This window comes from Phycisphaeraceae bacterium, assembly GCA_020639155.1.
In the GTDB taxonomy this organism is placed as follows: Bacteria; Planctomycetota; Phycisphaerae; order Phycisphaerales; family UBA1924; genus JACKHF01.
The window spans coordinates 1,146,805-1,171,867 of sequence record JACKHF010000001.1; the positions used below are offsets into that span (position 1 = coordinate 1,146,805).

At 57.6% G+C, this 25,063-nt stretch carries 16 protein-coding genes; 7 read left to right on the forward strand and 9 right to left on the reverse strand.

What is annotated here, in order from left to right; all coding sequences use genetic code 11:
- Positions 1-58: 58 nt before the first annotated feature.
- A complete protein-coding gene (locus H6815_04930; GenBank protein MCB9859779.1) occupies positions 59-829 on the reverse strand; it encodes an acylneuraminate cytidylyltransferase family protein in 771 nt (256 codons plus the stop codon).
- Positions 826-4,530, reverse strand: a complete 3,705-nt coding sequence (locus H6815_04935; protein MCB9859780.1) for a motility associated factor glycosyltransferase family protein — start codon at positions 4,528-4,530, stop codon at positions 826-828. The genes H6815_04930 and H6815_04935 overlap by 4 nt, the downstream gene beginning before the upstream one ends.
- A gap of 157 nt (positions 4,531-4,687) precedes the next feature.
- On the opposite strand from H6815_04935, the gene H6815_04940 reads away from it, so the two are divergent.
- Positions 4,688-5,338 (forward strand): nuclear transport factor 2 family protein, encoded by a 651-nt coding sequence (locus H6815_04940; protein ID MCB9859781.1) that lies wholly within the window; start codon positions 4,688-4,690, stop codon positions 5,336-5,338.
- Between the two features lie 19 nt (positions 5,339-5,357).
- On the opposite strand, the gene H6815_04945 is transcribed toward H6815_04940, so the two are convergent.
- Both H6815_04945 and H6815_04950 read right to left on the reverse strand, forming a co-directional pair.
- On the reverse strand, positions 5,358-5,870 hold the full coding sequence (locus tag H6815_04945; protein ID MCB9859782.1) for a hypothetical protein: 513 nt from the start codon (positions 5,868-5,870) through the stop codon (positions 5,358-5,360).
- Between the two features lie 152 nt (positions 5,871-6,022).
- A complete protein-coding gene (locus H6815_04950; protein ID MCB9859783.1) occupies positions 6,023-8,140 on the reverse strand; it encodes a TIGR03790 family protein in 2,118 nt (705 codons plus the stop codon).
- A 462-nt stretch (positions 8,141-8,602) separates the two neighbouring features.
- Here H6815_04950 and H6815_04955 point away from each other — a divergent pair, with 462 nt between their 5' ends.
- The 3 genes from H6815_04955 to H6815_04965 all read left to right on the forward strand — a co-directional run bounded on the left by H6815_04955 (position 8,603) and on the right by H6815_04965 (position 13,555).
- Complete coding sequence (locus H6815_04955; protein MCB9859784.1) at positions 8,603-11,179, forward strand: hypothetical protein; 2,577 nt, start codon at positions 8,603-8,605, stop codon at positions 11,177-11,179.
- 53 nt (positions 11,180-11,232) lie between these two features.
- The gene (locus tag H6815_04960; protein ID MCB9859785.1) at positions 11,233-12,972 is read left to right on the forward strand and encodes a type II/IV secretion system protein; all 1,740 of its coding nucleotides are present in this window, start codon (positions 11,233-11,235) and stop codon (positions 12,970-12,972) included.
- A gap of 109 nt (positions 12,973-13,081) precedes the next feature.
- The gene (locus tag H6815_04965) at positions 13,082-13,555 is read left to right on the forward strand and encodes a hypothetical protein (protein MCB9859786.1); all 474 of its coding nucleotides are present in this window, start codon (positions 13,082-13,084) and stop codon (positions 13,553-13,555) included.
- 62 nt (positions 13,556-13,617) lie between these two features.
- Here H6815_04965 and H6815_04970 read toward each other — a convergent pair whose 3' ends face one another.
- The 4 genes from H6815_04970 to H6815_04985 all read right to left on the reverse strand — a co-directional run bounded on the left by H6815_04970 (position 13,618) and on the right by H6815_04985 (position 19,482).
- A complete protein-coding gene (locus H6815_04970) occupies positions 13,618-15,171 on the reverse strand; it encodes a hypothetical protein (protein ID MCB9859787.1) in 1,554 nt (517 codons plus the stop codon).
- Between the two features lie 270 nt (positions 15,172-15,441).
- On the reverse strand, positions 15,442-16,269 hold the full coding sequence (locus H6815_04975) for a hypothetical protein (GenBank protein MCB9859788.1): 828 nt from the start codon (positions 16,267-16,269) through the stop codon (positions 15,442-15,444).
- A 16-nt stretch (positions 16,270-16,285) separates the two neighbouring features.
- Positions 16,286-17,320, reverse strand: coding sequence for a hypothetical protein (locus tag H6815_04980; GenBank protein ID MCB9859789.1), 1,035 nt, complete (start codon positions 17,318-17,320; stop codon positions 16,286-16,288).
- An 86-nt stretch (positions 17,321-17,406) separates the two neighbouring features.
- Complete coding sequence (locus H6815_04985; protein MCB9859790.1) at positions 17,407-19,482, reverse strand: ABC transporter ATP-binding protein; 2,076 nt, start codon at positions 19,480-19,482, stop codon at positions 17,407-17,409.
- A 115-nt stretch (positions 19,483-19,597) separates the two neighbouring features.
- On the opposite strand from H6815_04985, the gene H6815_04990 reads away from it, so the two are divergent.
- From H6815_04990 to H6815_05000, 3 genes are read left to right on the forward strand one after another with little or no spacing between them, the layout of a single operon-like run.
- Positions 19,598-21,223, forward strand: a complete 1,626-nt coding sequence (locus tag H6815_04990; protein ID MCB9859791.1) for a dicarboxylate/amino acid:cation symporter — start codon at positions 19,598-19,600, stop codon at positions 21,221-21,223.
- A gap of 20 nt (positions 21,224-21,243) precedes the next feature.
- Positions 21,244-22,041 carry a hypothetical protein gene (locus H6815_04995; GenBank protein ID MCB9859792.1) on the forward strand — a complete coding sequence of 266 codons (798 nt, stop codon included), beginning with the start codon at positions 21,244-21,246 and terminating at the stop codon, positions 22,039-22,041.
- Between the two features lie 44 nt (positions 22,042-22,085).
- Positions 22,086-22,877, forward strand: a complete 792-nt coding sequence (locus tag H6815_05000) for a hypothetical protein (GenBank protein ID MCB9859793.1) — start codon at positions 22,086-22,088, stop codon at positions 22,875-22,877.
- 13 nt (positions 22,878-22,890) lie between these two features.
- On the opposite strand, the gene ppk1 is transcribed toward H6815_05000, so the two are convergent.
- Positions 22,891-25,041, reverse strand: a complete 2,151-nt coding sequence (gene ppk1 / locus H6815_05005; GenBank protein ID MCB9859794.1) for a polyphosphate kinase 1 — start codon at positions 25,039-25,041, stop codon at positions 22,891-22,893.
- Between the last annotated feature and the right edge of the window lie 22 nt (positions 25,042-25,063).

Consider the following 25,063-nt stretch of genomic DNA (forward strand, 5'->3'; position numbering starts at 1 on the left):
GGGCACTTGCCTTACAGCAAAGTGCTCTGCTCGGTAGTACGAAGGCTTTGTATGAGACTCATGCAGCAACGGGGTTGTCAATCGGGCGAGCGTTCAAAAGCACAGCCTCGGCGACCATCGCGTCGACCGATGTGTCAATATCGATGACATCGCCCTCGTCCGTGATCACACATCTTCGATCGGTTCCGAGAAATGCGTGTGGGCCCAAGCGTCTGTCCGGATGTGCTGGATTGCTTGCGTCGAGGAGTGTTCCCAGTCTGATGGCTGTCACACCTCCATCGGGGATGTAGGCATCCGGGAGTTCCTGCCTCCGATAGATGCCGTGGTACAGCACGTCGCCATCAAATGGCAGCACCTCGTGGTTCTCATTCGTGCGCAGCGTCCACCATGGATGATGTTTTCCGACACGAGCAACACTAATGACCGAGTCGCAGCCCGTTCGGGCAAGCATCTCGACCGCACGATCGGTCAGATCGACGGGTCTGATAGGCACGTTGCCGTAGAGCATGACAACGGGCAGATCCTCATGCCAGGTTGTGCTTGGCGTCGTCTCAATGGCATGTCGGACTGCGCTAGCCAGCGACTCCTGCACACCCGCGGTATCTGTAGCGAGCATCGGCGGGCGATGATGAACCCGTGCGCCAAAGGCTTGCGCGATCGCGATGGCGTACGGGCAGTCGGTGCTCACAATAACACGCCCCACCGTCCACGAGGTAAGCACGTGGTTCAGTGTCCATTGGATGCAGGGCTGACCGGCGATCTCGCGCGTGTTCTTTCCAGCGAGGCCCTTGCTTCCAGCGCGTGCGAGGATGACAGCGAGCGCGTTCATGCTGCAGCTCCGGAGTGTGTTGAATCGGATTTCACCTCAAGCATGGAGTCTCCGTTTGCAGGTGAGATGCACATGATCTCGCGTGACGCGCGTTCAACAAATGAGGCTGGTGCTGGCAGTGCCGAAACCCGATCGCACGATGATGCTGATGATGGCAGGGGATCAAGCACGGCTGTGCCGGTGCGCATCAGCCACGTGTTGTAGAACGGCTCAGTATCTTCGTATGTCGCATCGCGCTTCACAAGACGTGCAACAACCCACGGCAAGGGAAGACCTGCGAACCCGACACGGCGTGGCATAAGCGTGTTCAGCGCATTGTGCTGCTGCGTATGCCATGTCCATCCGGACGATCGCTCGTCCCGTGCTTCTGCAGCAATAATCCCGTCACGAACCGCGAGCGAGAGCACGGTGTCGGCGCGCTGCGGATCGGTCGAAAGGATCTCTGCGCTGATCACATCCGGCAGCGCGTCAAACGAGAGCGAAGCAAATGTGTCCGCACCGAACCCGTTCGCAACGTCATTGCCCGCAAAGCGGGTTCTGACATGGACGCTTGTTGCTCCGGCATCACGTGCAGTGCGCACGAGCGCATCAATGCTCGGATGGCTGAGCGCGTCGATCCCATTGCTCCCGTGCAGCGTGACCGCGACCAGCTCGGTTTCTGCATTTCGCACTGCCTGAGTGACAACGTCCGGGTCAATATACCTGATAATGCCTTCTTGTTCGTCTGATACAGCAACATCGATGATGCGTGTCGGCTGCATTGAGGGGTTGTTCTGAAGAGCCGCGTTGATCGCCCGTGCGATGTCAGCAGTTGGCGCATCGATCCAGTGACCTGTATTGTGCTGCACCGTGCCGAGCGCCTGCGCGAGCAGGTTTGTTGCGCTTGTGGTATCTGCGATGCAGCGCACGCCAAGATCGCGGACATCTGCGTGAACGAAGGCGCACAGATCCTGCGCGATTGGGTCGGGCTGTGGCTTGATTGGCACGTACGCGAGTGTCGCGGATAGCGTTGCAAAGATGCCGCTGGCATCGCGGATGCTGACAAGCTGGTCGATCATGCCGCGATCAATCGCGATCGGCCCAATGCCGGGAGCGGCTGGAGCGAACGCCCTGCGCGATTGCTGGTAGGAGCTGCGTATTCGCGTGACAACATCGTCGATCATGGCTGGGTCAACAATCGGCCAGTCTCCCCCGACCAGCACGATGGTGTCAAGCGCCATCTCGTGCATGATGTGCTGGACGTCGATACCGGGGCAGAGCTCATCCCAGACGCAGAGCTGTCCGACGCCGCCACGCCACGACGATGGAGCGAACGCGCGCGCCTTTGCGATCGCATGCTTCCGCTTCGCCCAGTCTTTGTCATTGATAGGAAACACCCGTATTTCCGTGTTGCGAAGATGTGTTGCAGCGCCATCGATAATGTGCTGCGCGCGGTTCACATCGTCTGTCAGCACCGCAACTGTCCGGATGGACTCTGCACTCGCTATGCGCGCGAGTGTGCATGCAAGCACGGACATCCCGCCGACCAGCTCGGTTTCGAGCGATCGATGTGTGCAGAGCGCGCCGGACGAAAAATCTGCGATAACAACAGCGCCAACCTCGCGGTGCGGTGGCTGGAATGCCTCATCGTCGGATCGTGACTGTATGTTCACATCGGCAAAGCTCGCGACGCGCTCGGGCATCTCGTCCCACTGACGCTCGCCGTTCTGGAGGCAGTTGATGGTTGCGTCGAGCATTGTGCCGAAGCGCTTGGCAGCGTCACCGAGCCATTTGACATTGGAGATGTCGCGCTTCACCTGCCTGCGTTGCACCTCCGCTTTGTCGTTCGGGTCTGCAAGCTCGATCGCACGATCCTCGCGCACCCGACGGAATGTGCCCGTCTGGTTCAGGTGGTGTACCAGGTCGTATGCAGGGAGTATCTTCGATGTTTCCTGCGCGAGATGCTGAACTTTCAGTATGTTTGCATCATTCTGATGACCTGAATCGATCTTTTTCTCGATCTGCTTCAGCAGCCTCGTTGCTTCGGTTGATGCGCTCTCAATCTTCCACGTGTCGTGTCGGATCTTTCGCAGGCGCGTGCCGACGTCGTTGACAGTGATACCACTTGAACAGTCTGCGTTCGGAAACGGTATATCAACAGTGATTTCCGGCATGTGTGCTGTGATCGCATCGGCGAGCGTCATCGGCGTTGTGTTCGCCTTGGCGACACCGCCCTCGGTTGCATCAATGACAGTGCGACCGCACTTGACATCAATCATGAACTCGCGCTCGAACTGCAGCAGGTACGTGTGCAACTGTTCTTCTGTATAGATGTCGCGCCCAAGCTGGTCCGTGCGCTTCGAGAGGATCTGTCTCGAACGCATGATCCGCTGGAACTCCATCGTTTCGAGTGTGTTGAACTCGCCCAACTCGCACGACCACGTGTCGTGGATGGATGCCCCTGCTGCGTAGTACTGGTTGTCCGTGAATCCGAGATCCTGTCCGACCAGTATGACGGGATCACACCCGAGATAACGTGCGAGGTAATACCCAAGATGGGAGACCGTTGCGCCCGCCTTGATTGTGCCGTGGTCGCGATAGAGCTCCTCGCCGAGCAGTCTGTCGAGCACCTCGTCTGCTGCGCAGCGGATCACGCCGGGAAAGCTGACTGGGATGATCGGATTGCACTTCGGCTCAACGACAAGCTGCACGCCCTGCACGTCATCCTCCGTGAGCCCCTCGTAAAACCTGCCGGATATTTTGTGGCGATCGAGCGCGGTAACAAAGTGCGGCTTGATGCCGGCGGCGAGAAGCTGCTTGAGCACGGTTTGCACAGCGATGATGACAAACCTCTGCTGAACCTCCGGGTTCTTCAGCAGATCAATGTTGCGCGCAAGGCTCGGTCCCGCGCTGACGACGATCGCGGGCCTGCCCGATGCGATGTTGTGCAGATCCGCGATGCCGGCGCAGGTCGCGTAATGATCGATGTTCATGGTGAGATTGCGCATCGTCGTCTCGATCTGCACCATCGTGGTTGCCATGGTGGTGCGCACGCCACGCATGATCTGGCCGAGCGCGTCGCGGAACCTGGGTGCGGTCTCAGCAAGTCGCGGGATGCTCGGGCCGTGCTCGACAATGTGTGTGCCCATGCCCATAAGCCCTTCAAGCCCTTTCGTTGCCTGAGCAAGCTCGGATGGGTCAGAGGCATCGGAGACAACGATTACACGGTGCAACCATTCGCTGCAATCGATGCGCTCCAGCACCGCGCGCAGCAGGGGAATGTCTGGTTCAAAGCAGATGACAGCTGTTGCGCGTGGTGCGCGATCGACCAATGCGACGATGTGATGTCCGAGTGCAAATCCAATGACGGCAATGGTGGCGTGCTGTTCGACGTCGATCGCTTCAGCGAACCGCTGGGCCTCGTCGAGTGGCCTTCGTGCGCTTGCAAGCCTGCGCGATGGCGATGTGCTGTCATGCGTGTACGTCGCGCTGGCGCCATCGTCGGACGCTGTCTCGAAATGGACGTGCTCGCTCGGCGCGGTGCTGACCACCCTGATTGCAGCGATGCGTGATCGCGCAGCGAGAGCCCCAATGTTTTTTCGCAGAATCCCCTCGGATTCGGGCGTTGCGGCAGGGTAGTACGTCACCTCGGTCGATGGTGCAGCAGGGTCTGCAGGCGCACTGCCTCCGTCGAGGATGTCCTCGGTATTGCCATAACTCATGACGAACACATCGGATCAGGATGCACACGGTCCATAGAACCGGACGATGGCGTATCGCCCGAAGTGACAATCGGTCTGTGTGACACCAGATCAGGCAGATTCTGCGCGTTTGCCAGCAGAATGCATCCGAGCCCGGTTGCACGGCGTATTGTGCAGCATGATGGAAGCACCCGGTCTCGGCTTGCCCGTCCTTCCCACGCTCTGCCAGCTTGTCTACCAGCCGCCAAAGCTCGACACAGGATCGTTTCTTTCTCGCATGGCCTTCGAATCGCCCGAGCTTCTCATTCTCGGTGTCGTTGCGCTCGGGTTTGTGCTGCTGTACTCGTTCCGTCAGGCGGACAAGTCTCGTGTCGGCATCGGCGCAGCCACGGTGTGCGTGCTGGTCGCGATCGGGCTGTATGCCACGTCGAAGATTGTGACAACATCGCGCGAGACTGTGCGAGATCTCTCTCGTGAGCTTGTGCGATCGGTTGCGAGTGCGGACATGCGTCGGCTCGATGAGTTGCTGAGGGACGATGTGATTGTGTCGCCGGGCGATTCGTCGATGCGGTTCTTTGGCGAGATGGATAAGGACGCGACACTGAGCGCGGTGCGCGGTCGGTTCGGCGAGAGTGACGGGACAACGCTGCGCGCATCGCAGGTCGAGGCATCCGTCGCTCGCGCGGGTAGAGCAACAACACACGTGCTCGCGACTGGGAGTTCGAGCGAGTTCGGATCCGGCAGATCGTGGTGGGAACTGCAATGGGTGCAGACCGATGGCAGATGGCAGGTGCGATCGATCAAACCGCTCTGGATACTCGGTCTGTGAGTGCTTGTGCTTGCAGGATTTATGCTGCCCTTGACGATTTGCGACGATGCCAGAACGACTTCCGCTGTGTGCCTGCTGGTTCAAGCGTGCATCGCATGAGCAGCTCAAGCGCTTCATCCTTCGTTCGCACGCGCGTCACTCCGTCGAACATGCCTGAGTGCTGCAGGTCGCGAGCGAGTTCGTCGCGCAGCCCGAACACGACAAGCCTGCCGTGACGATCGGCGCAGACATTTGCAGCTCGCACAATCTCGCCTGCGGCAGCCGACCCGAGCATCTCGACCCTCTCCATGCCGAGCGCGACAAAGCCGGTGCAGTCGTCGAGAAGGTGTGTCAGATCCTCGCGCAGCAGGAGCGCCTGGCGCTCTCGCAGCGACTCGTGCGTGATGCTCGCAACGACGCGATCACCGACACGATAGACGTGAAGCTGGGAATGCACAGCTGCACCGCCATCGCGCATCGGCCAGCCGAGGGTCGGGGCGACCAGCTCAAGTGACGCCGATTCGTGGTGCGTGTTGCCTTGTGTGTGTGTCATGATGGTCCTCCTGCACTGCCGGAATCGCCGGCACGTCAGAAAAACCATGGAAAACAGCGGATCAGATCACCAGCCGACCAGCGCAGGAACGGCGCACACGGGTTCGGGTGTGACGCGTGTGCGGGAAATAAGGGATGGATCGATTCAAACGATTACGGACATCCCGCTGCATACTCGTTGCCGAAGCAGATGTAATCGAAGATGTTGAGGGTGCCCGAGCCGTCGCAGTCGGCGTATGGATCTCCAGCCGCGTACTGGTTGCCAAAGCAGATGTAATCGAAGATGTTCAGTGTGCCAGAGCCATCGCAGTCGGCGTAGCACACGACATCCTCGTAGATGATGCGAACGATCGCGGTGTTTGAATCGCCCGCGCTCGTTGTGACCTTGAACGGCACGTCATCAAAGCCTGACGCACCAGCGTTCGGCTCGATCATGAAGTAGGGAGACCCGTCATTCAGCAGCACGCTCGACTGCGCGGGCAATCCGAGCAGTTGCCACGATGCGGACGAAAGATCGGTTGCAACCGACGCGGGAAGCTCGACGACGGCAGCATGATCAACAGAAACGAACTTTGCATAGTCGAACGCGATGGGTGCTGCGCTAGCGGTTGCGTTGTCGAAGTCGATATCGAGTTGCACCGGTGCCGAGCGCACGCGCTGCCCGGATGCATACACCGCTTCTGCCTGCACGGTGGGCTTTCCCGCCCCGAGCATCTGTGCTCGGAGTTGGACTGTGCCGCCATTGCCCTGTGCCGATGCAACAACGCGATCGCCGTGGAGCAGCCGGACCTGGGTGACGGTGCTCCCCGGTGCCTGCATGATAAAGTCGAGATCTGTCTCCATCGAGCCAATCGTTGTCGGAACGTTCAGTGTCGCGCTCATGCCGTTGTTGTTGACGGTCAGCGATCCGATCCATGTGCCGGATGTTTCCATTGGTGTGTCGTCGTATCCGACCACGCGCAGCTCGTGCCAGCCGTCGGCGATCTGGGTTGTATCGATCGTGAGGTTCTGTGTGGCGCCCGCCTCGTCCATGAGCACACCATCGACAAACGCACGGAACGCGGAAACGGTCGCGCTTGGGTGTGTCGTCGTGCCCTGTGGTGAGAGCGTGACCGTGCCCGAGACGGTGCTGGTCGGAGCGTTTGGAACGCTGATGCTTGGAATGTGTGCAAACGTGCGCGTGAGCGGATCGCCATAGAACGTGAGCTGGTATGGCTGATACTGCATGGTTCTGAACCATGCTTCACCGATTGTTGCGCCGGAGAAGTAAAACTTGTGGATGTCCGCTCTTGGGAACTTGCCTGTGTAGTTGCACGGCTCCTCGATTGCACCGGCAGAAGCAGATGCGCCGTTTGCGATCCATGCGGAGACCTTTGTCTGCGATGATGTCGAGAACGTTGCTGCGAACGACGTGAGATGGTCGCAGAACGCGCCGGGCAGGATAGTCATGTTGGAAAAGTCGAGTGTTGCGTTGCCCGTCATGACACCAAGGATGTCGTGCTGACCGTTGGGCATGATGCCGTTGATGATCTGCGTCACAGCGCCGATGGAGTTCATCTGTGTTGCGACCGAGCCGAACTGCCCAAACCGGACATTTCGTGCAGGGTCTGCCTGATTGTTCATGAAGTAGAAGGTGCCCGACGGGCGCGTGCCATCACTCGCGGCAGATCGTTCAATCATGTCAACGAGTTCTGCAGGAGTGTTCCCGTTTGTGCCTGTATACCCGAGCATCGTACCGAGAAAGTACATGCGCGCATTTGTGTTTGTGCTTGGCTGACCCGCGAGCCAGTTGATGTTGCTGTGGAACGCGGGAAGCATCGTGCCCGTTGGGAGGAAATACCGATTGGGTGTTGAGACTGGCTGCCCGCCGAGCACTTCGCTCTGCACGGGGATCAGCGTGTACGCCGACGAGATGGAGAGATTGTTCACGGGCGAGCATGAGTCGGTGATCGTGCTCGACACGGGGAACCGGAACTGCGAGGATGGCGCGACCAGCACGAAATCGGCGTGATCGTCGATATTGCGAGATGCGATAGTGCCAAGAAACGCGGGCGCGTTCTGTTGCGAGAACGCGAGATGGTTCGCTGCCCCGGGATGCATCGCGATGAAGTTCGACGCTGGCACATCGCGCTCGTGCATATACACGTTCGCAAGATACATGGATGTTGTGTCCTGCGGGTCTGCGATGAGCACAAGCTGCTCAGGCCCTGCGCATGCGTGCGCGCAGAGGACAAATGCGAACGGTGCAACAGTTGTTCGGCTGATCTTCATATGCTCGGCTCTCATACGTCCAGTACATCGACACCCAGGATGCTCGGATGTGGTTCAATCAGCATACACGAAGATGTGCGCATCAGAAAGTTCATGGTTCCGAAAACGCGATGTTTGAGGCCATGCTGCGCGGATGTCCAATAAAATCAAAGACTGTTTGATGTGACATCCTCTCGTCTTTTTTGCCAGAAACCAACCTCGAGCGCGTCTGTGAAGAGCGAGCCAGCCAGTGGGTTGCAAGCGTTCATGCTTGACTGGAATGTTCACTTTGATGTCGGGTGCAGATTGTGCGAAGAGCCGTATCGGCCACGGGTGTTCTGCGCGCCTGCAAAGGTTTACCAGCCAATGATGGAGCCCGGAGAGGGCGAGGGCCGGTATAGAGAAGAGATTTCGTGTGCCTGTGAAAGTTGATGGGCACCATTGCCACGAGCCAGAAAAATGCAAACAAAAACCTATCAAACAATGCTGCGTCGACACATAGCTGTGTATCCGCTCATCGCGGGACTGGCGCTCTCTGCACACGCGACGGCGCAGGAGTTCTCTGGAGCCCAGCCACGCACCAGGCCCGGCACCCAGCCAACCACACAGACACCAGGGAACCAACCGGGCACACAGCAGAACACGCCGCCAGCAAACCAGCCTGCGACTGCATCGCAGCCCGAAGCCGCGACTCCCAGCGCCACGCAGGACGACATGGTTTCGTTTGCAGCATTTTCAGAACCCGTTGATATCAACGTCATCCTGCAATATGTGCAGCGGACACTGAATATCAACATCAATGTTGATCCATCGCTCACGGGCACGATTGCGCTGAACGCACCGATCGAGTTTCCGCGAAGCAATCTGCTCGCGGTGTTCAACGGATTCCTTGAGCACCGCAACTTCACGATGACGTACGACCCGCTCACACAGTTCTACTCGGTCGTGCCGACCTCGAATGTGCCACCGAATGTCGGCGATCTGCTCTCAACAACACGCGTGTTCCGCACGCCGGGGGTGCGCCCATCAACACTGATCGCCGCGGTCCAGCAGCAGCTAGGAACCAGCGCGAACATCCGGGTAACCGCGAGTAACGATCTCGGTGTGATGATTGTGACGGGGTCACCATCGCAGCTTGGGCGTGTGGAGACACTGATCAATCAGGTCATGCTCGAATACAACAGCATGGACTACATCACGTTTGATCTTGAGCACATTTCTGCAGACACTGCGCTTGATCAGCTCATGATGCTCACCGGCAATCTTGCTGCAACCGCTGGTACGCAGGTGAATCCTGGGCAGGCATTCGGAAACCGTGGCGGTGATCCAAATGCTGGAAACACGCAACAGGTGGTTGCTGGAGATCTTGGAAATCTCGCGAACTTCGGCAACCGATTGGGTATTGCGCCGCAGGGCAATGCGTTGCTTTTGCGAGGGACCGAAGACGAGCGCGAGCAGATCGAACGCTTGCTGGCAATCATCGACAAGCCGAACACACTCGAGCCGAGAAAGTACGCAACAGGAAGTGCAACACGCAACATTGCGCAGCACGCGAGCAGTTCAGGTCTTGGGCGTGTGCGCGAGTTTTCCAGTGAGAGCGGATCAGGTCAGCAGCAGGCGAGTTTCCGCGGAAATCCGAATCAGTTTGGAGCACAGCAGGCTGTATCGGACGAATCCGCTACGGGCGGCTCGTTCATGATTGCTGACACGATGGGCGGGTACATCATGTACTTTGGTACGCCGTCGCAGCACGAGCGATTTGAGGCGCTTGTGAACACATTCAAGCCCGAAGGCGAGGTACCCGTCGCGCGTGTGTACAAGCTGCGGTACTCGGAAGCTGCCAAGATTGCGGAAGTCCTGCAGGCATTGATCAGCGGTCAGCAGCAACAGCAGGGCGGTCTGCTCTCAGGGATTGGGAATCCTACCGCAACTGCTGCAACGTCGCAGGCAGGCACAAGCCAGCCCGTAACAGGCCCGGGCGGTGATGTCGAGTCACTCACGGGAACCGATGGAGTTGTTGCGATTGCTGACGAAGAGCACAACCAGATTGTGGTCAAAGCACCGCTCAAGGTGCAGCCGGAGTTTGCTTCGCTCATCGAGAAACTCGATCGCCGACGTGCGCAGGTGTATATCGAGGCGTACATCGTTGCGGTGAACTCGACGGATGATCTCAACGTGGCGATTGAAACACAGCTGATTAATGCGATGGGCAAGGGCGGCGCGTTCCGCACAAACTTCGGGCTCTCACAAGCTGGTGACATGCTCACGGATGTTGTGTCGCCGTTGTCAACATTGTCTGGCGGCACGTTCGCTCTTATCCAGAGCAAGTACGTCCCGATTGTCATCAACGCGATCCAGACAGACACAGACGGACGGATCGTTTCGACGCCTCAACTCCTTGTCAACGACAATGAGGAATCGACGATCGCATCGATTAACACGTTCCCGTTTGCAACATCGAATCAATCAACCAACACAACAACGACCAGCTTTGATGGGCGTGCAGAGGCAGGCACAAGGTTCACTGCGATGCCTCAGATCACTGGTGATGGCTCTATCGATCTGACATACTCAATTGAGCTTTCGAGCTTCACTGGTGCACCGGTCGATGATGGGGCACCGCCACCATCGCAGGAGAACAAGATCGAGGGTGGTTCTGTGTCTGTGCCAACCGGCATGACCGTGGTTGTCGGTGGGTTGAAGTTCAAGAACTCCGGCGAGACGGTCATCAAGCTGCCGCTGCTCGGCGATATTCCGCTGTTCGGCCATCTGTTCCGTGATACGACAATCCGAGACGATATCACGACGCTGTACATCTTCCTTACGCCGCGGATTCTGGATGATCCGAACTTCAATGATCTCATACTTCTCACAAAGGGACCACAGGCCGAGATGCTGCTCGATGCAAACCTGCCGCCGTTAACGCCGATCGCGATCGATGTGGTGGATGCGAATCGTCTGCGTGTCGGCGACAACGCAACCCGCCCCGGTGTTGTGGTGCCACCTGCAAACGCAACCACCCCGACGGGCCAGGGCGAGTCTGACGACGGATACGAGTAATCCAAACGCTTAAACCAGAAGAGACGTTCGCACGAAAACACCAACGGAAACACATGCCCGAAGGCAAACTCATCAAACGAAGCAAGAACCGCGCCAAGGAAAATGGCGATCGCAACGGCGCGATTGCGTCGACGAACGGTGCCAGCGTTTCGTTATCGCGTGTGTCCGATGCGCTCGGCGCATTGCGCATCTCGCCGGAGCAACTCCGTGCGTTTGTATCCTCGCCCGGCTCTGACGAGGAACCGTGGGACGTGCTGCTGGCTATGCTCGCGACCGACGAACAGACCGCGCTGAAAAAGTTCTCAGATCGCACCGGTTTGCAGTTTGATCCCGAGCCGAGACTCGCGGAATCATCGCAACGATTTTATGAGCTGATCTCGCCGAGCTTTGCGCGTGAGCGCCATGTCGCCGGACTTCGCGCCGATGGGCACGTGCTGACTGTCGCGACGGCACAGCCGATGCAGCCTGCGACGTTCAGTGCGATCGAGGACATCGTGCAGATGCCGGTGGACCTTGTCCTCTCCCCTCGCGCAGCGGTCGCGAACCTCATCAACCGCGGGTTCGAGCAGAGGCAGGACCTTGTCACAGAGATCATCGAGGAGATGCCGCTCGACGAGCGCGCGATCTCGCAGGCTGCCGGCTCGGTTGGGTCGGGCAACGATTTGCTTGCGCTGGCGCGCCAGACACCGGTCATCCGGCTCGTGAACATGATCCTGTTTGAGGCGCTCCGTCGGCGCGCATCGGACGTGCACATCCATCCGCACGAGAACAAGCTCGAGATTCGATACCGTGTCGATGGCATGCTGGTCGAGGCGTTTTCTCCCCCACTCTCGCTCGCGCCAGCGATCTCGTCGCGTCTGAAGGTGATGACGGAGCTTGACATTGCCAATCGTCACTCACCGCAGGACGGGCACACCACTGTGCGCATCGGTTCGCACAAGGTCGATATCCGTCTGAGTGTGATCCCGACTGTGTACGGCGAGCGTATCGTGCTGCGTCTGCTGGATCAGACACAGACTGAACTCTCGCTCGACGAGGTCGGCATGACAGATGAGATGCAGGACACGCTGCGCCATCTTGTTGATCATCCCAACGGCATTATTCTGGTCACTGGTCCGACCGGCTCGGGCAAGACAACAACGCTGTACGCAGCACTCGGGCAGGTCGATCGCTCGTCGCGTAATGTGATGACGATTGAGGACCCCGTTGAGTACCACCTCGAAGGCATCAGCCAGATGCAGGTGAACCCGAAACGCGGCGTGACGTTCGCAACCGGGTTACGCTCGCTCCTGCGTCAGGACCCGGATGTAATCCTCGTCGGTGAAATCCGCGATCCCGAGACAGCGCAGCTCGCGATCCAGGCATCGCTCACGGGCCACCTTGTGCTCTCAACGTTGCACACCAACGACGCGCCGAGCGCGATCCCGCGTTTGATCGACATCGGTGTGCCCTCGTATCTTGTGACGTCGTCGCTGCTTGCGGTGCTCGCGCAGCGACTGCTCCGTCGTGTGTGTGTGTCATGCCACGGCACGGGCAAGTCAGCAGCTCCGAGCGCACACGATGATCGTTGCGAGGTTTGTTTCGGCACTGGATACAAGGGGCGACTTGCGGTGTATGAGGTGATGAAGCTGAACGACACACTCCGCCGGGTGATCGGCCAGAGTGCAGACGCGATCACGATCGCAAACGCAGCGGAAGCCGAAGGGTTCCACACCATGATCGAGGACGCTCGAAAGAAAGCGTCGAATGGGCTGACAACCGAAGCCGAGATCATGCGCGTGCTGCGATCCTGACCCCAGCGTTCTTTGTTTTCATGGATTCATGCGCAATCCGCCGCGATTTCAGCTATACTGCACGTGGGGACAATCCGTTCACTGCTTCCAGCGAGAAAGGAACTGTCCCATGAATCGATTGCAGTCCATCCTTGTTTTTTTCTCGGTGCTTACACTCGTAGCGTGCGTGGATCGCACAGATCAACAAACAAAGCCGTCACAGCAGGCGCAGATTCCCAGCACAGCGTGGGAAGCCGTGACACTTGACTCGTTCTCGTCTGGATCGTCGGACGATGTGCTTGATGCGCTTCAAGCAACAGCAGAACTGTTCGAGGCGTTCGATCGCATCGAGCGTGCGGGCAACACGCTGGAGTTGTACGGCAGTTTCGATCCCGAGTCGGAGGACACATCACCAGGGCGTGTGACGCCATGGATGATTGCGTATATTACCGCGCCTGTCGATATAGACACCGGCGGCACGAGCATCAAGATCATCGGGACAGTCTTTGATCGTGTCGAGAAGAAAGACGAGCAGCATCGGTGGATGCGGGGGCTCGGCGCGATGAGCTATCGCATGATGTGGGTGGCAGGAAGCCAGGGATGATCAGCGTCCGATGTTCTTCGCAGAACATCTTGCGCGTGGAACACCATCACACAGCATGCAGATCACTTTGACTCACTCTCACTGGTTTCGGACGTTGTGTCAGGTTCGGCTGGTTCTGCACTGAGCGCCTTCACCTCATCTGGCAGCGCAAAGTCGTCCTTCGTCAGTGAGTTGAAGTGGACATCGGACAGATGAGTGACCATTGTGCCAAGCGGTGACGTGGGGTCGTGCAGCTCAATGGTGTGGAACATGAGGATGCCATCGACTTCCTTCCAGTCCTTGAAGACCTGGGTTTCCCGCTTGCGACGTGCGACCTGTTGTGCACCGACAAGCAGATGAGTTTCCTGATCAAAGAAAAGATCCTGCGAGAACGAGCTCTGATACATGGCTACAACGCGGTAGCAGGGTCTGCCTTCAAATCGGACGAGCGCGTCTACAACGCCAGAGGCATTTTCACTGGCGATCGAGACTGCGGGGTCGATCATGTCGATGTACATCTCACTCTGTGTCAGCAATGCACTCGGCTGGACAGGATCGAGCAGCACGTACTGGTCTCCGATCTTTGCCCACGGCGATTTGCCGTCTGTGCCGAACTCGCGCATGTCCTGCTTTGTCGTTCCCTTCGTGTGTCTGCCGCCAAACCGTGCCCACTTGTGCTCGCGAACGACATCGCCGTTCATCGACTTTGTCGTTGCAGTGAGTGAGATGGACTCGATCCGGCGGATCTTTGATGTTCCGCCCATGGCTTCCATCGCTCTGGTATAGACATCGTCGGCGGACGGCAGATTGTTGTTCGAGATGACTTCGATCTCATTTGATCGTTTCTCATCGCGGAGTTTGGCAACCTCTTCAGGCATCTTGAATGCGGCATCATCGAGCGTATTGATTTCTATTGATGAGATGTTCATCACAACCACTGAATCGGGGTTCAGCGTGTCCTGAAGCTGCATCGATCTGAACATCAGCACGCCGTCGGTGGACTGCCAGTTGCCGAACACCACGTTCTGTTGCGTGCCGCCGGGACTGCGCAGCTGCGAGCCACGGTAGAGCGATGTTTCCTTGTCATAGTAATGGCTGATGTTCTCGGTGATCGGGTTGTCCAGCTCGCGTATCTCGTAGCAGAGCCTGTCCGCAAACACGGAGTACCCGATGACGCTGACAGTGCCCATAGCGTTGTTGAGCCAGTCATACGGTTGAAGTACTGAGACGAGCAGTTGTGCCTGCGTGTCCTGTGGCATGTCCTGCAGGGCAAACCCATTCTGATTCTGCGTCCAGTGTGTAACGCCGTTGCTGCTTGTCGACCATCCGCCCGAGGGTGTTTGCCAGATCTCCTTTGTGCCCCGTGTTCTCGACCACAGGCTCTCGATGCGGAATGTTTGTCCGTTCACATCGGCACTGCACACCATGCGCAACGTCTTGATTGCAGCGACGGCATCGCGCCCGCCATACATATCGACAGCCTTATCAAGAATCTCGCGAACGGCTGGCAGTTCGACTGGCTTCATCGTGATGCTGCCATCGTCTTCGACCTGCACTGCTTGCGCGCCTGCAATGGCTGGGAGCAATGCCATGCTGAGCAAGCCAAGAAGAACGAGTGTGGTGTGACGATGGTTCATGGAAACACTCCATCATGTGGATCAGATTGGTTCTGCGTAATTAACCGATATGTTTCGGCTGTTGTTCGCGTGAGACTCGTCGATCAAACATGAAATACAGCATTGGGCTTGCTGGGACTCAGATAACCCCAAATGTGGACCTTGTTCAATCACGTGGACCTGTAAAGGGATGCGCCCGAGTGTATTTCCATACGCTGGTGGAAGAAAAACAGCGGACATTGCAACCAATGTCCGCAGCCAGAGGATAGCCATCATGTGCGAGCATGTTTTTCAGCGGCCGTCGTCATCACGGGGCTTTGGCTCGTAGTTCTCCATGAGTTTCTTCACTCCCTCAGGGGTTGCAAAGCTTGATTCATTGAGTGAGTTCAAAGTGATCTCGGTTGTTGTATACACGATCGGCTCTGGAAGCCCCGGATCGCTCACTTCCATTGTGTGGAAGATCCTGATGCCGTCGACATCTTTCCAGTCCTTGAACAGAATCTTCGCTGTCCGATCTCCCTGGATGACATTCATGCCGATGAGTAAGAAGCTCTCGGTGTCATAGAACATGTGCATCGACTCGTGATCGCCGATGACTGTTTCAACAACGAAACACTTGTGGTCCTCGAACAATGTTCTGTCGATGGTGCGCAGCGTGCGCTGCTTTTCCTTTGCGACTGTGATCGGATCAAGCACAGTCATCAGGAGTTCGGCTTCTCTGTCCTGTGCCTGCCGGCTGTTGTCGTCTTCGACAAGTGCGTAGCCGAGTTGATCGTGCCTCCACCAGATCGTGCCGTCAGAACCTCGTGTAAATGCGCCCTGATTGGACATCGTCATGATTGTCTTGCGCCCACCCTTGCGCCGCCACAACATCTCTGCGGACACATCTGTGCCCATGAGTGACGTGCTTACCTTGGTGTGCATGGACTGGATGTCGTGGATCTGCTCCTGACCGCCGACTGTCTCCATCGATTTCTCGATAATGGAGGTTGCGGTAGGGAGATCATCGCGCGCGGATGCCTGTGGCGCAGGCGCGTCGGTACTTTGAGCAAGAGCCGGCGCGCTGCAAAGAACGCATCCGATCGCCAGAGCGAGCGGAAGTGTGTGTGTGAGCTTCATGTGTTGCCTTGCTCCTTCAGCCTTTCTTTGCGATTTCTTTCTTCAACTCCTGGATCATGTACTCGTACACCTTCTTTTGATCAGCTGGCATATATCCGAGTCCCTGCTCAAGCCCCGATACAACCTCCTTCAGTTGAGCTGCGGTGGGGCTTTGGAGCAGGATCGCCTTCAGCTGCATTTCTGCCAACGCGCGGCCATTCTCATTGAGGTCGCTCAGCTTGATCTCGCCATTGTCCGAGTCACTCTTTGAAGCTGCCTTTTCATCGGCGAGTTTCTTCACCTCTGCGGGCATCGCGAAGTAATCCGCATCGAGCGTGTTCACCTGGATGTCAGTCATTGAGAACACCATCGGCATTGGCATCTGCGGACCAACCATCTCCATTGTGTGGAAGAACTGGATGCCATCGACGTTCTTCCAGTCCTTGAAGCTCACAGTCGTGATCTCGGGCTCGCTGCCAGACTTGACTCCGAGCACTTTGGATGTTTCAACGTCATAGAACACCCTGGAGGTGTCCCCATCTTCTTCCGTAATCTGGATCACATAGCAATCGTGATCGTTAAATGTTTCCTTTCCGATCGTGTCTGCCTTTGAGTTCTGTTTCTTCATCTGTGTGATCGGGTCAAGAACGATCATGTACATCTCGGCCTGGCCGTTAACCTGATCGGCCATATCACCGTCCAGCAGGGTGTAGCCGCCCATGGGGTTGTTCATCCACGCGACCTTGCCGTCAGATCCCATTTCCTGCTTGCCCATCGGCATCGTCATGATGACGCGCCGTCCGCCGTCACGCTGCCAGGCGTTGTCCATGCTGACACTGGTACCCATCATCTCAGCACTCATTACGGTGCGCAATGTCTTGATCCCGTTGATCTTGTCCCGGCCACCGTATGCTTTCATCGATTTTTCGAAGATGTCGGTGGCCTTTGGCAGATCGGTGCGCACCTTTGGTGCTGCGGGTGCGACAGCCGTGTCCGCTTGCGCCATCACGGGTGTGCTGAACAGGGCGCAGCCAGCGAGCAAGGACAGGACAAAAGTTGCTTTCAGTTTCACAATATTCTCCCTTTGTGTGTGGGCGTCATGCCCGGTTTGTGGTTGGAGTGTAGGGCATGGCATCATGCCGCACGACATCTCCCATTTTAGAGAGAAATTGCAGGTTCTGACGTGTTGCCATACGCCGAATCGGTCTGCATCCGCACGAGTTCGGCATAGCGTGCGTTGCGCTGCATGAGCTCGTCGTGCGTGCCTGTCTCGATAATGCTTCCGTGCTCGATCACGACAATCAAGTCTGCGTTTGTGATGGTGCTCAGCCTGTGCGCAATGACGAAGCTGGTGCGATTTTTCATGAGCGTATCAAGACTGCGCTGGATCAGGCGTTCAGACTCGGTATCGAGATTGCTGGTTGCTTCGTCGAGGATAAGTATCTTTGGGTTTGCGAGGAGTGCCCGTGCGATTGCGATGCGCTGCTTCTGTCCACCGGAGAGGCGCACGCCGCGCTCGCCGATGAGCGTGTCATACCCGTCCTCAAGCTCGGTGATAAACGCGTGCGCGTTTGCAGCGCGGGCGGCGCGCTCGACATCGTCTGTTGGCGCATCCGGAAACGCGTAGGCAATGTTTTCCCGCACCGTGCCATCGAACAGGAACACGTCCTGCTCGACGATGCCGATCAATGCGCGGAACGAGGTGAGCTGCAGCTCGCGCAGATCCACGCCGTCAAGCAGGATGCGTCCTGCTGTCGGATCATAAAACCGTGCAACGAGATTGCAGAACGTTGTCTTGCCTGCACCGGAATGTCCCACAAGCGCAACGGTGCTGCCCGCAGGGACATCGAGCGACACATGATCGAGTACAACTCTGCTGGGATCCGGCGGACTGTTCTGGTCACGTTGTCTTTGTTCCTTTGCGAGCTGTTCGTCGGTCTTTGGATACGAGAAGAAGACATTCTCAAATGTGATCCGGCCGCGGACAGACGAAAGATCCACCGGTGTTGTTCCTCGTGCGCCTGCAAACTCTACCGGCTCATCAAGCAGATCAAGTATTCGGTCGAGCCCGGCAAGTTGTGTCTGAAGATTCGCAGCAGAGACAGCGAGGAGCTCGAGCGGGCCAAGCAGATTCATGAGAAACGCGAGGAACATCATGACATCGCCCACAGTGAGATCGCCGCGCATCACTCGCCAGCCACCGTAAACAAGTGCGCCGGTTGACGCAATCGGAATCATGAGCTGCCACGCGATCTCGATCCCCCTTGACCACCACCACGCGAGCAGTTCGAGACGGATCATGTAGAGATTGCCGCGGATAAACCGCGAGCTCTCGCCACGCTGACGTCCGAACCCGCGCACGATGCGCATCCCACCGAAAGCTTCTGTTGCGTGCGCATCGATCGCGGTGCGTGATCGTCTGACCTCGCGGAACACTGGTCGGATGCGTGAGATCCAGGTCTTGTGCGAGAACCACACGATGGGGATGAGCACAAGTGCTCCAACGAGCAATGCCCAGTCGACGAACGCGAGCACGATGAGCGTGCCAGCGAGCTGGATGATTGCGCCCCATGGGTTATACACAAGCTGGAAGAGCAGTTCCGCTGCGCCGCCCGCGTCCTCTCGCAGGATTGACGCAACCCCGCCGCTCTTGATCTGCTGCACGCGGTGCAATGGCAGATTCACGGCGTGGTCGAACACCTTCCTGCGAAGATCGATCTGCAGGCGCTTTGTCAGGCGGGTCATCTGCCAGCGACCGATCATGTGGACGATTGCGCGCGTTGCCGAGAGCATCACCAGCGCAAGCCCGACCATGAGCAGCAGCTTCACACGATCGATCTGCTGCAATGACTCGGGCAGTCCCTTCACGCCGGGGGTGTCGAGGATGATGTAATCAAACACCACCTTTGTCGAAGCTGGCAGCACGAGCGCGATGGATGTTGAGACGGTGAGTGTTGCCAGCGCCAGCACGATCCAGCCGCGCATGCGTGAGGTGAGCGACCAGAATGCCTTCAACAGCACGCGGATGGAACGGGTGCGTGTGCGCTTTCGCGATTCGTCAGAGTGTCGAGGCCCTGTGTCCGGTTCGTGCCCTGATGCCTTGCGTTCGGCGCGGAATCGCAGATACTTCTGCTTGCTGGATCTTGCCCGAACCTGTTGTGCGGGTTCACTGGATTTGCCGGAGTGCTGGGAGTTTTCGCTGGATTGGTGCTGGTTGCTGGCGTTGGTGGACACAACCGAATGCTAGGGAATCAATCGGTGCGAAAGCGAGTGTTTTCGTGGTTGTGAACCATTGTCCTATCTGATACGCTGTAGACCACTCCATTTTTTCACCACGCGGAGCATTCTTATGGCAGCTTCATCAACACGGAAACGACTTGCGCTCCACTGGCAGATCGTCATCGGGCTCATTCTGGGGTTGGTGGTCGGTATTGGTGTCAACACGGCAACCACTGACAGTGAGGGTAACGACACGTTCTGGCCGGGTGTTGGCGTGCCGGATCGTGACGCATTCATTGTTCATGGCGTTGCATACTTCCCGAAGCTACCCGAAGGCACCGCAACGCTGCAGGAACTCGATCCTGACAACCCCGAGCTTGCAGCAATGGCACTCTCGTCGCTCACGCCAGAGTTCGTCGAGAAACACGATCTTGAGGCCAAGGGGCTCATTATCGAGCGCCCGACATCGCTCGCATACGCAGCCCGGTTTGTGCGTTTGTCGCAGAACTTCATCGGCAAACTTTTTATCAACTTCCTGAAGTTCATTGCGGCACCGATCGTGCTGTGCTCGCTCATTGTTGGTACCGCTTCACTGAATGATGTTCGCAAGCTGGGACGCATGGGGCTGAAGACCGTTGTGCTCTATCTGTGCACGACGGCCATTGCGATTACGGTGGGGCTGGTGCTCGTGAACATCGTCAGGCCCGGCGCGAGCTTCGATCCACAGACCATGGCGACGATCAGCTCGCAAAACGCATCCAACGCAGGAGCGAAGATCTCGCAGGCTGTCGCGGCAGATCAATCTGTCTGGAAAACGTTGCTGAACCTGCTCCCGACGAACCCGTTTGCGGCTCTTGCCGAGGGCAATATGTTGCAGATTGTGGTGCTGTCGATGCTGCTGGGCATTGGGCTGACGCTCATCCCGGAGAGCGAATCAAAGCCCGTGATCCGCTTCTTCGACGGTATGACAAACGCGATTATCAAGCTGGTACACGTGCTGATGCTGTGTGCGCCCGTTGCGGTGTTTGCACTGATCGTGACTGTGATGACCGACATGGGTTTGGGTGTGCTCGGCTCGCTGATCAAGTACGCGTTGGTGGTGATTGCCGGCCTTTTGGTCATGTTCCTTGGCGTGTACCCGGTGATCATGATTGTGCTGACGCGCGGCAAGGTAGGGTACAAACGGTTCTACAAGGCGATTGCGCCAGCACAGTTGCTCGCGTTCAGCTCGTCAAGCTCGTCCGCCACGCTCCCCGTCACGATGGACTGTGTGGAGAACAAGCTCGGATGTTCCGAAGACGTGACCAGCTTTGTGCTCCCGCTCGGTGCAACAGTGAACATGGACGGTACAGCGCTCTATCAGGGTGTTGCGACCGTGTTCATCACGCAGCTCTTTGGGCAGCATCTGTCGATCATGGATCAGCTCATGATTGTGTTGACAGCGACGCTGGCTTCGATCGGTACTGCTGGTGTACCCGGTGTCGGCATGCTCATGCTGGTCATCGTACTACAGACTGTCCACGTGTCAGCTGAGCACATGCAGACGGGCATCGCGCTGATCTTTGGTGTCGATCGCATCCTTGACATGTGCAGAACGACATGCAACGTGACCGGTGACTGTGCTGTTGCTGCCATTGTTGCTGCAACCGAGAACGAGCTTGCGTCGGAAGAGGAGGTAGAGCAAAGGCTTGCCGCGAAGGCCGCGCTCGATGAGCATCCCAGGTCCGATGACGAGCGTGTACAGGCCCGCGGATAAAACTCTGCAGAGACCATTGTATGTCGAGCAGTACAGACAGCACCAGCGCACATGTGGCGCAGTTCGGGCCCTCGCACGAGAGCGACTTTGTCAACCCCGTCAGATTGTGGTGCATTGTGGCGGTTGCGCTGCTCATGATTGTGGCGCATACGACCGGGTGGATCACCGCAATCCAAGCGTACAACGCGCCAGCCTACCAGACACAGGACATGAGGTTTGAGATCCTGTACGCTTCCAGCGCAACAGTGGTGTGTATGCTCACGCTGGAGCTGATGATGGTGTTCATCCGGCGTGCTCGTATCTCCTTGTACATTGTCCTGCTGCCTGCCGCAGGCATGATTCTTGCGCCGATAGCTGTGTGCATCTTGATGCGCGAGGAAATCTCTGGATACTGGTACTTCAATCCGAGTCGATCGATATGGCTCACCCTGGAATCGATCCTTGGAGCCATGTCGTTCTTCGTGTGCGTGCTTGTATGTTCCGTTGTCTACCTGCTGTATGACGCGAACCGCTGGGACGGCTACGGCAGGCGCGACGATCTGCAAGCCGTCGACAAGTATGTGTCTGCAACGACGTTTCTTGCAGAAGCGATCTGTGCAAAGTGCGGGTATAAGCCGGGTCCATCGCCAGAGATTGTGCGCTGTCCCGAGTGCGACAGTGACCTGTTCATCCACAACTCAAGAGCTCGGAGACTCAGCTCCCGGCCTCGGATCCGCACGGATTCAAAGCTGGTTCGGATCTTCGAGCGTCCGGACCTTCGTGTTGGGTGTGTTGTTGCACTGCTTCTGAGTGTGCTGGCGCAAATTGCGTTAAACTGAGGTGGGGCTTTGCAAAGGCGACGATCAACGGGCTGGAAGTGAGCATGAGGACGCGGGATCAGTGCGACTATTTCTACGATGATCCGAGAGTGCGGGAAAGGCTTCTGTACATCGCGGGCATACTTGCGATCTATCTGCTTTGGCTTGTCTTGGGATGGTGGTCTCAGACAAGCTGGTTGCATTCGTGGTACATGAACCCCAGCCCCAACGCCAGGTTGTGGATCGCTCACATTCGCGCGGAGATGGTCCTGAAGATCGGCACACTGCTGGTGGTAGGAGTACTGCTCGCGTTCTCGTGCCGTTACATTCGCAATGAGAGGGTTCCTCTCTGGATCTTTCCGGTGCTAATTGTTCTTACAGCGTGTGCAGTTGTTGTCTGGTTCCAGTTGAAGTTGCAGTCGAATACATCTGCGCCGGGAACAAGGGGCGTGCCGCCATCGGGCACAAGGATATTGGATTTTCTACATTTTTTTCTTGCGTTGCAAGTTGCGATCTTGTTTCGACTTCCCACTCCCCGGAAGCCTGCCCAGCAGCGGTTTACACGAGATCAGAAGGAACAACTTCCCGACGGTCTGGACAGGGAGAGGTTTCTTGCGGAAGGTCGATGCTGCGAGTGCAACTACGTGCCGGGTCCATCGCCAGATGTGCTGCGGTGTCCCGAATGTGGCGGGGCGTATTTCTTTGTTGAAGGCATGAACAATCCTGTGTGGAAGTTCCTGACCCCGGCTCGGATCGAGCGGGTAGTTCGAATCGTGGAGCACCGTACCACGTGTTTCGTCGTCGTAACAGTGACCCTTGGGACAGGTGTCTATCAGGTTGTGCAGACGTTTGCGTAGCAGTTGCCGCGACTTACATGGCTCCGGTGATGCGAGCATCTGCCATCAGCGCATTGAACGTCCCCATGCGCGCTGTGTCGCCGTCGGTTGCGTTCGGATCCGGTGTGAGCTTTGTGTATGAGCCGTCGGGATTCAGCTCCCACGCGCAGGCACGATCACGATCGAGCACATCGATGATGCGATTCAAGCGAGCGCACAATCTCTCCTTGCGGACCGGTACAGCTGCTTCCACTCGGTTCGAGAGGTTGCGGTACATCCAGTCGGCCGATGCAATGTACCACACACCCATCGCGGGATCTGTCTGTCCAGCGGAGAAGTGGTAGATGCGCGAATGCTCGAGATACCGGCCGACGATGGAACGCACCCTGATGTTCTCTGACAGACCCTTCACACCGGGACGCAGGCAGCAGAATCCACGCACGAACAGATCAATCTTCACGCCGGCGCTGCTCGCCTGATAGAGACGCTCCATGATCAGTGAGTCTTCCAGTGCGTTCATCTTTGCGACGATGCGTGCGCGACGACCGGCTTTGGCGTGCTCTATCTCGGCATCGATCAGCGACAGGAACTTGTCGCGCATCGCGTACGGCGCAACGAGCAGGCGGTTGTAATCCCGCTTCATCGATCGCCCCGTGAGCAGATTGAACAGATGCGACACGTCCTGCGTGATCTCCGGATCGCACGTGAGCAGCCCAAGATCGGTGTAGAGCGTGCTGGTGCGTGAGTTGTAGTTGCCAGTGCCGACATGCGCGTATGTGCGAAGCTGCCCGCCCTCGCGGCGAACGACCATGGCGCACTTGCAGTGTGTCTTGAGACCGACAACGCCGTATGCGACATGAACGCCATGCTTTTCAAGCTGACGCGCGAAACGCACGTTGCGCGACTCATCGAACCGTGCCCGCACTTCAACGAGGCAGGCGACCTGCTTGCCCTGTTCGGCCGCGCGGATAAGTGCCTGGATGAACGGAGAGTCCGGACTGGTGCGGTAGAGTGTCTGCTTGATAGCGAGCACGTCCGGATCGCGCGCCGCTTGGGTGATCATGCGTTCAACGCTTGCGCCGAAGCTCTCATACGGGTGGTGGACGAGAATGTTGCCTTTGCGGATGGCAGCGAACACGTCGTTGTCTTCGTCACCGATGCGTTTGGGCACGACGGCGCGGTACGGCTCATACTTCAGGTCGGGCAGCGGCAGGTCAGCGATCTCGAAAAGATCGCCATATTCGAGCGGTCCGGGGCGCGAGTACACGTCGCGATCCTGCAGGCTGAGCTCATCCTGCAGGAGCTCGACCATCTCGCTGGATGCGTTGGCGGGCGTTTCAAGACGAACAACCTGCGCGAACCTGCGCAGGTTGAGCTCTGTCTCGACCGATTCGATGATGTCCTCGCCCTCTTCTTCAAGTTCGACCGCCGCGTTGCGCGTTACGCGGAAAGGCATGACATCGCAGATAGTCATGCCGGGGAACACGTCATCAAGGTTGTTCTGGATGACCTGCTCGATCATCACAAACCGGAATGTTTCCTGTCCGGGACGCTGCCCGTGCTGACCCTCGATGCGCACCAGACGTGGGAGCACATCGGGCACCTTCAGCCTGGCGAACTGCTTTTCCGTCGATCCGGGTGCTTGCAGCAGAATCCCAAGGCTTTCGCTCATGTTCGAGATGAATGGAAACCGGTGACCCGGATCAACCGCGAGCGGTGTGAGAATCGGGAAGACCTCGGAGTTGAACCAGTCGTCGAGCCGCTTCTTTTCTTCCTTGGACAGGTTCTCGTACTTCTCAATCGCGATGCCGTACTCCACGAGAGAGGGCTTGAGGTCGTTCTTCCAGCACGATGCGAGTTCGCGCTGCATCTGCTCGACCATGCGCCTGATCTCTCGCAGCACCTGATCGGGCCTGCGATTGTCGAGACCGTGTTTTTCGACACGTGCGGCATCAAGCTGGATCAGCAGGCCCACCCGCTTCATGAAGAACTCGTCGAGATTGCTCGCAAAGATCGCAAGGAACTTCACGCGCTCGAGGAGCGGCTGTGATGTGTCTGTTGCCTGTGCAAGCACGCGCCGGTTGAACTCCAGCCACGACGTGTCACGGTTGAAGTACTCTTCACCCGGCGCGAGCGGTGCTGCAGCGTGCTGATGATCGTTTGTGTTTGTGAACCCAAAGGTCATCGGGTTGGAGAGTTGTGACGAT

What these genes read in the sequence shown, in the direction of transcription:
- H6815_04930 (MCB9859779.1), bottom strand. Translation starts at nt 829, where the DNA reads ATGAACGCGCTCGCTGTCATCCTCGCACGCGCTGGAAGCAAGGGCCTC.
- H6815_04935 (MCB9859780.1), bottom strand. Translation starts at nt 4,530, where the DNA reads ATGAGTTATGGCAATACCGAGGACATCCTCGACGGAGGCAGTGCGCCT.
- H6815_04940 (MCB9859781.1), top strand. Translation starts at nt 4,688, where the DNA reads ATGATGGAAGCACCCGGTCTCGGCTTGCCCGTCCTTCCCACGCTCTGC.
- H6815_04945 (MCB9859782.1), bottom strand. Translation starts at nt 5,870, where the DNA reads ATGACACACACACAAGGCAACACGCACCACGAATCGGCGTCACTTGAG.
- H6815_04950 (MCB9859783.1), bottom strand. Translation starts at nt 8,140, where the DNA reads ATGAAGATCAGCCGAACAACTGTTGCACCGTTCGCATTTGTCCTCTGC.
- H6815_04955 (MCB9859784.1), top strand. Translation starts at nt 8,603, where the DNA reads ATGCTGCGTCGACACATAGCTGTGTATCCGCTCATCGCGGGACTGGCG.
- H6815_04960 (MCB9859785.1), top strand. Translation starts at nt 11,233, where the DNA reads ATGCCCGAAGGCAAACTCATCAAACGAAGCAAGAACCGCGCCAAGGAA.
- H6815_04965 (MCB9859786.1), top strand. Translation starts at nt 13,082, where the DNA reads ATGAATCGATTGCAGTCCATCCTTGTTTTTTTCTCGGTGCTTACACTC.
- H6815_04970 (MCB9859787.1), bottom strand. Translation starts at nt 15,171, where the DNA reads ATGAACCATCGTCACACCACACTCGTTCTTCTTGGCTTGCTCAGCATG.
- H6815_04975 (MCB9859788.1), bottom strand. Translation starts at nt 16,269, where the DNA reads ATGAAGCTCACACACACACTTCCGCTCGCTCTGGCGATCGGATGCGTT.
- H6815_04990 (MCB9859791.1), top strand. Translation starts at nt 19,598, where the DNA reads ATGGCAGCTTCATCAACACGGAAACGACTTGCGCTCCACTGGCAGATC.
- H6815_04995 (MCB9859792.1), top strand. Translation starts at nt 21,244, where the DNA reads ATGTCGAGCAGTACAGACAGCACCAGCGCACATGTGGCGCAGTTCGGG.
- H6815_05000 (MCB9859793.1), top strand. Translation starts at nt 22,086, where the DNA reads ATGAGGACGCGGGATCAGTGCGACTATTTCTACGATGATCCGAGAGTG.
- ppk1 (MCB9859794.1), bottom strand. Translation starts at nt 25,041, where the DNA reads ATGACCTTTGGGTTCACAAACACAAACGATCATCAGCACGCTGCAGCA.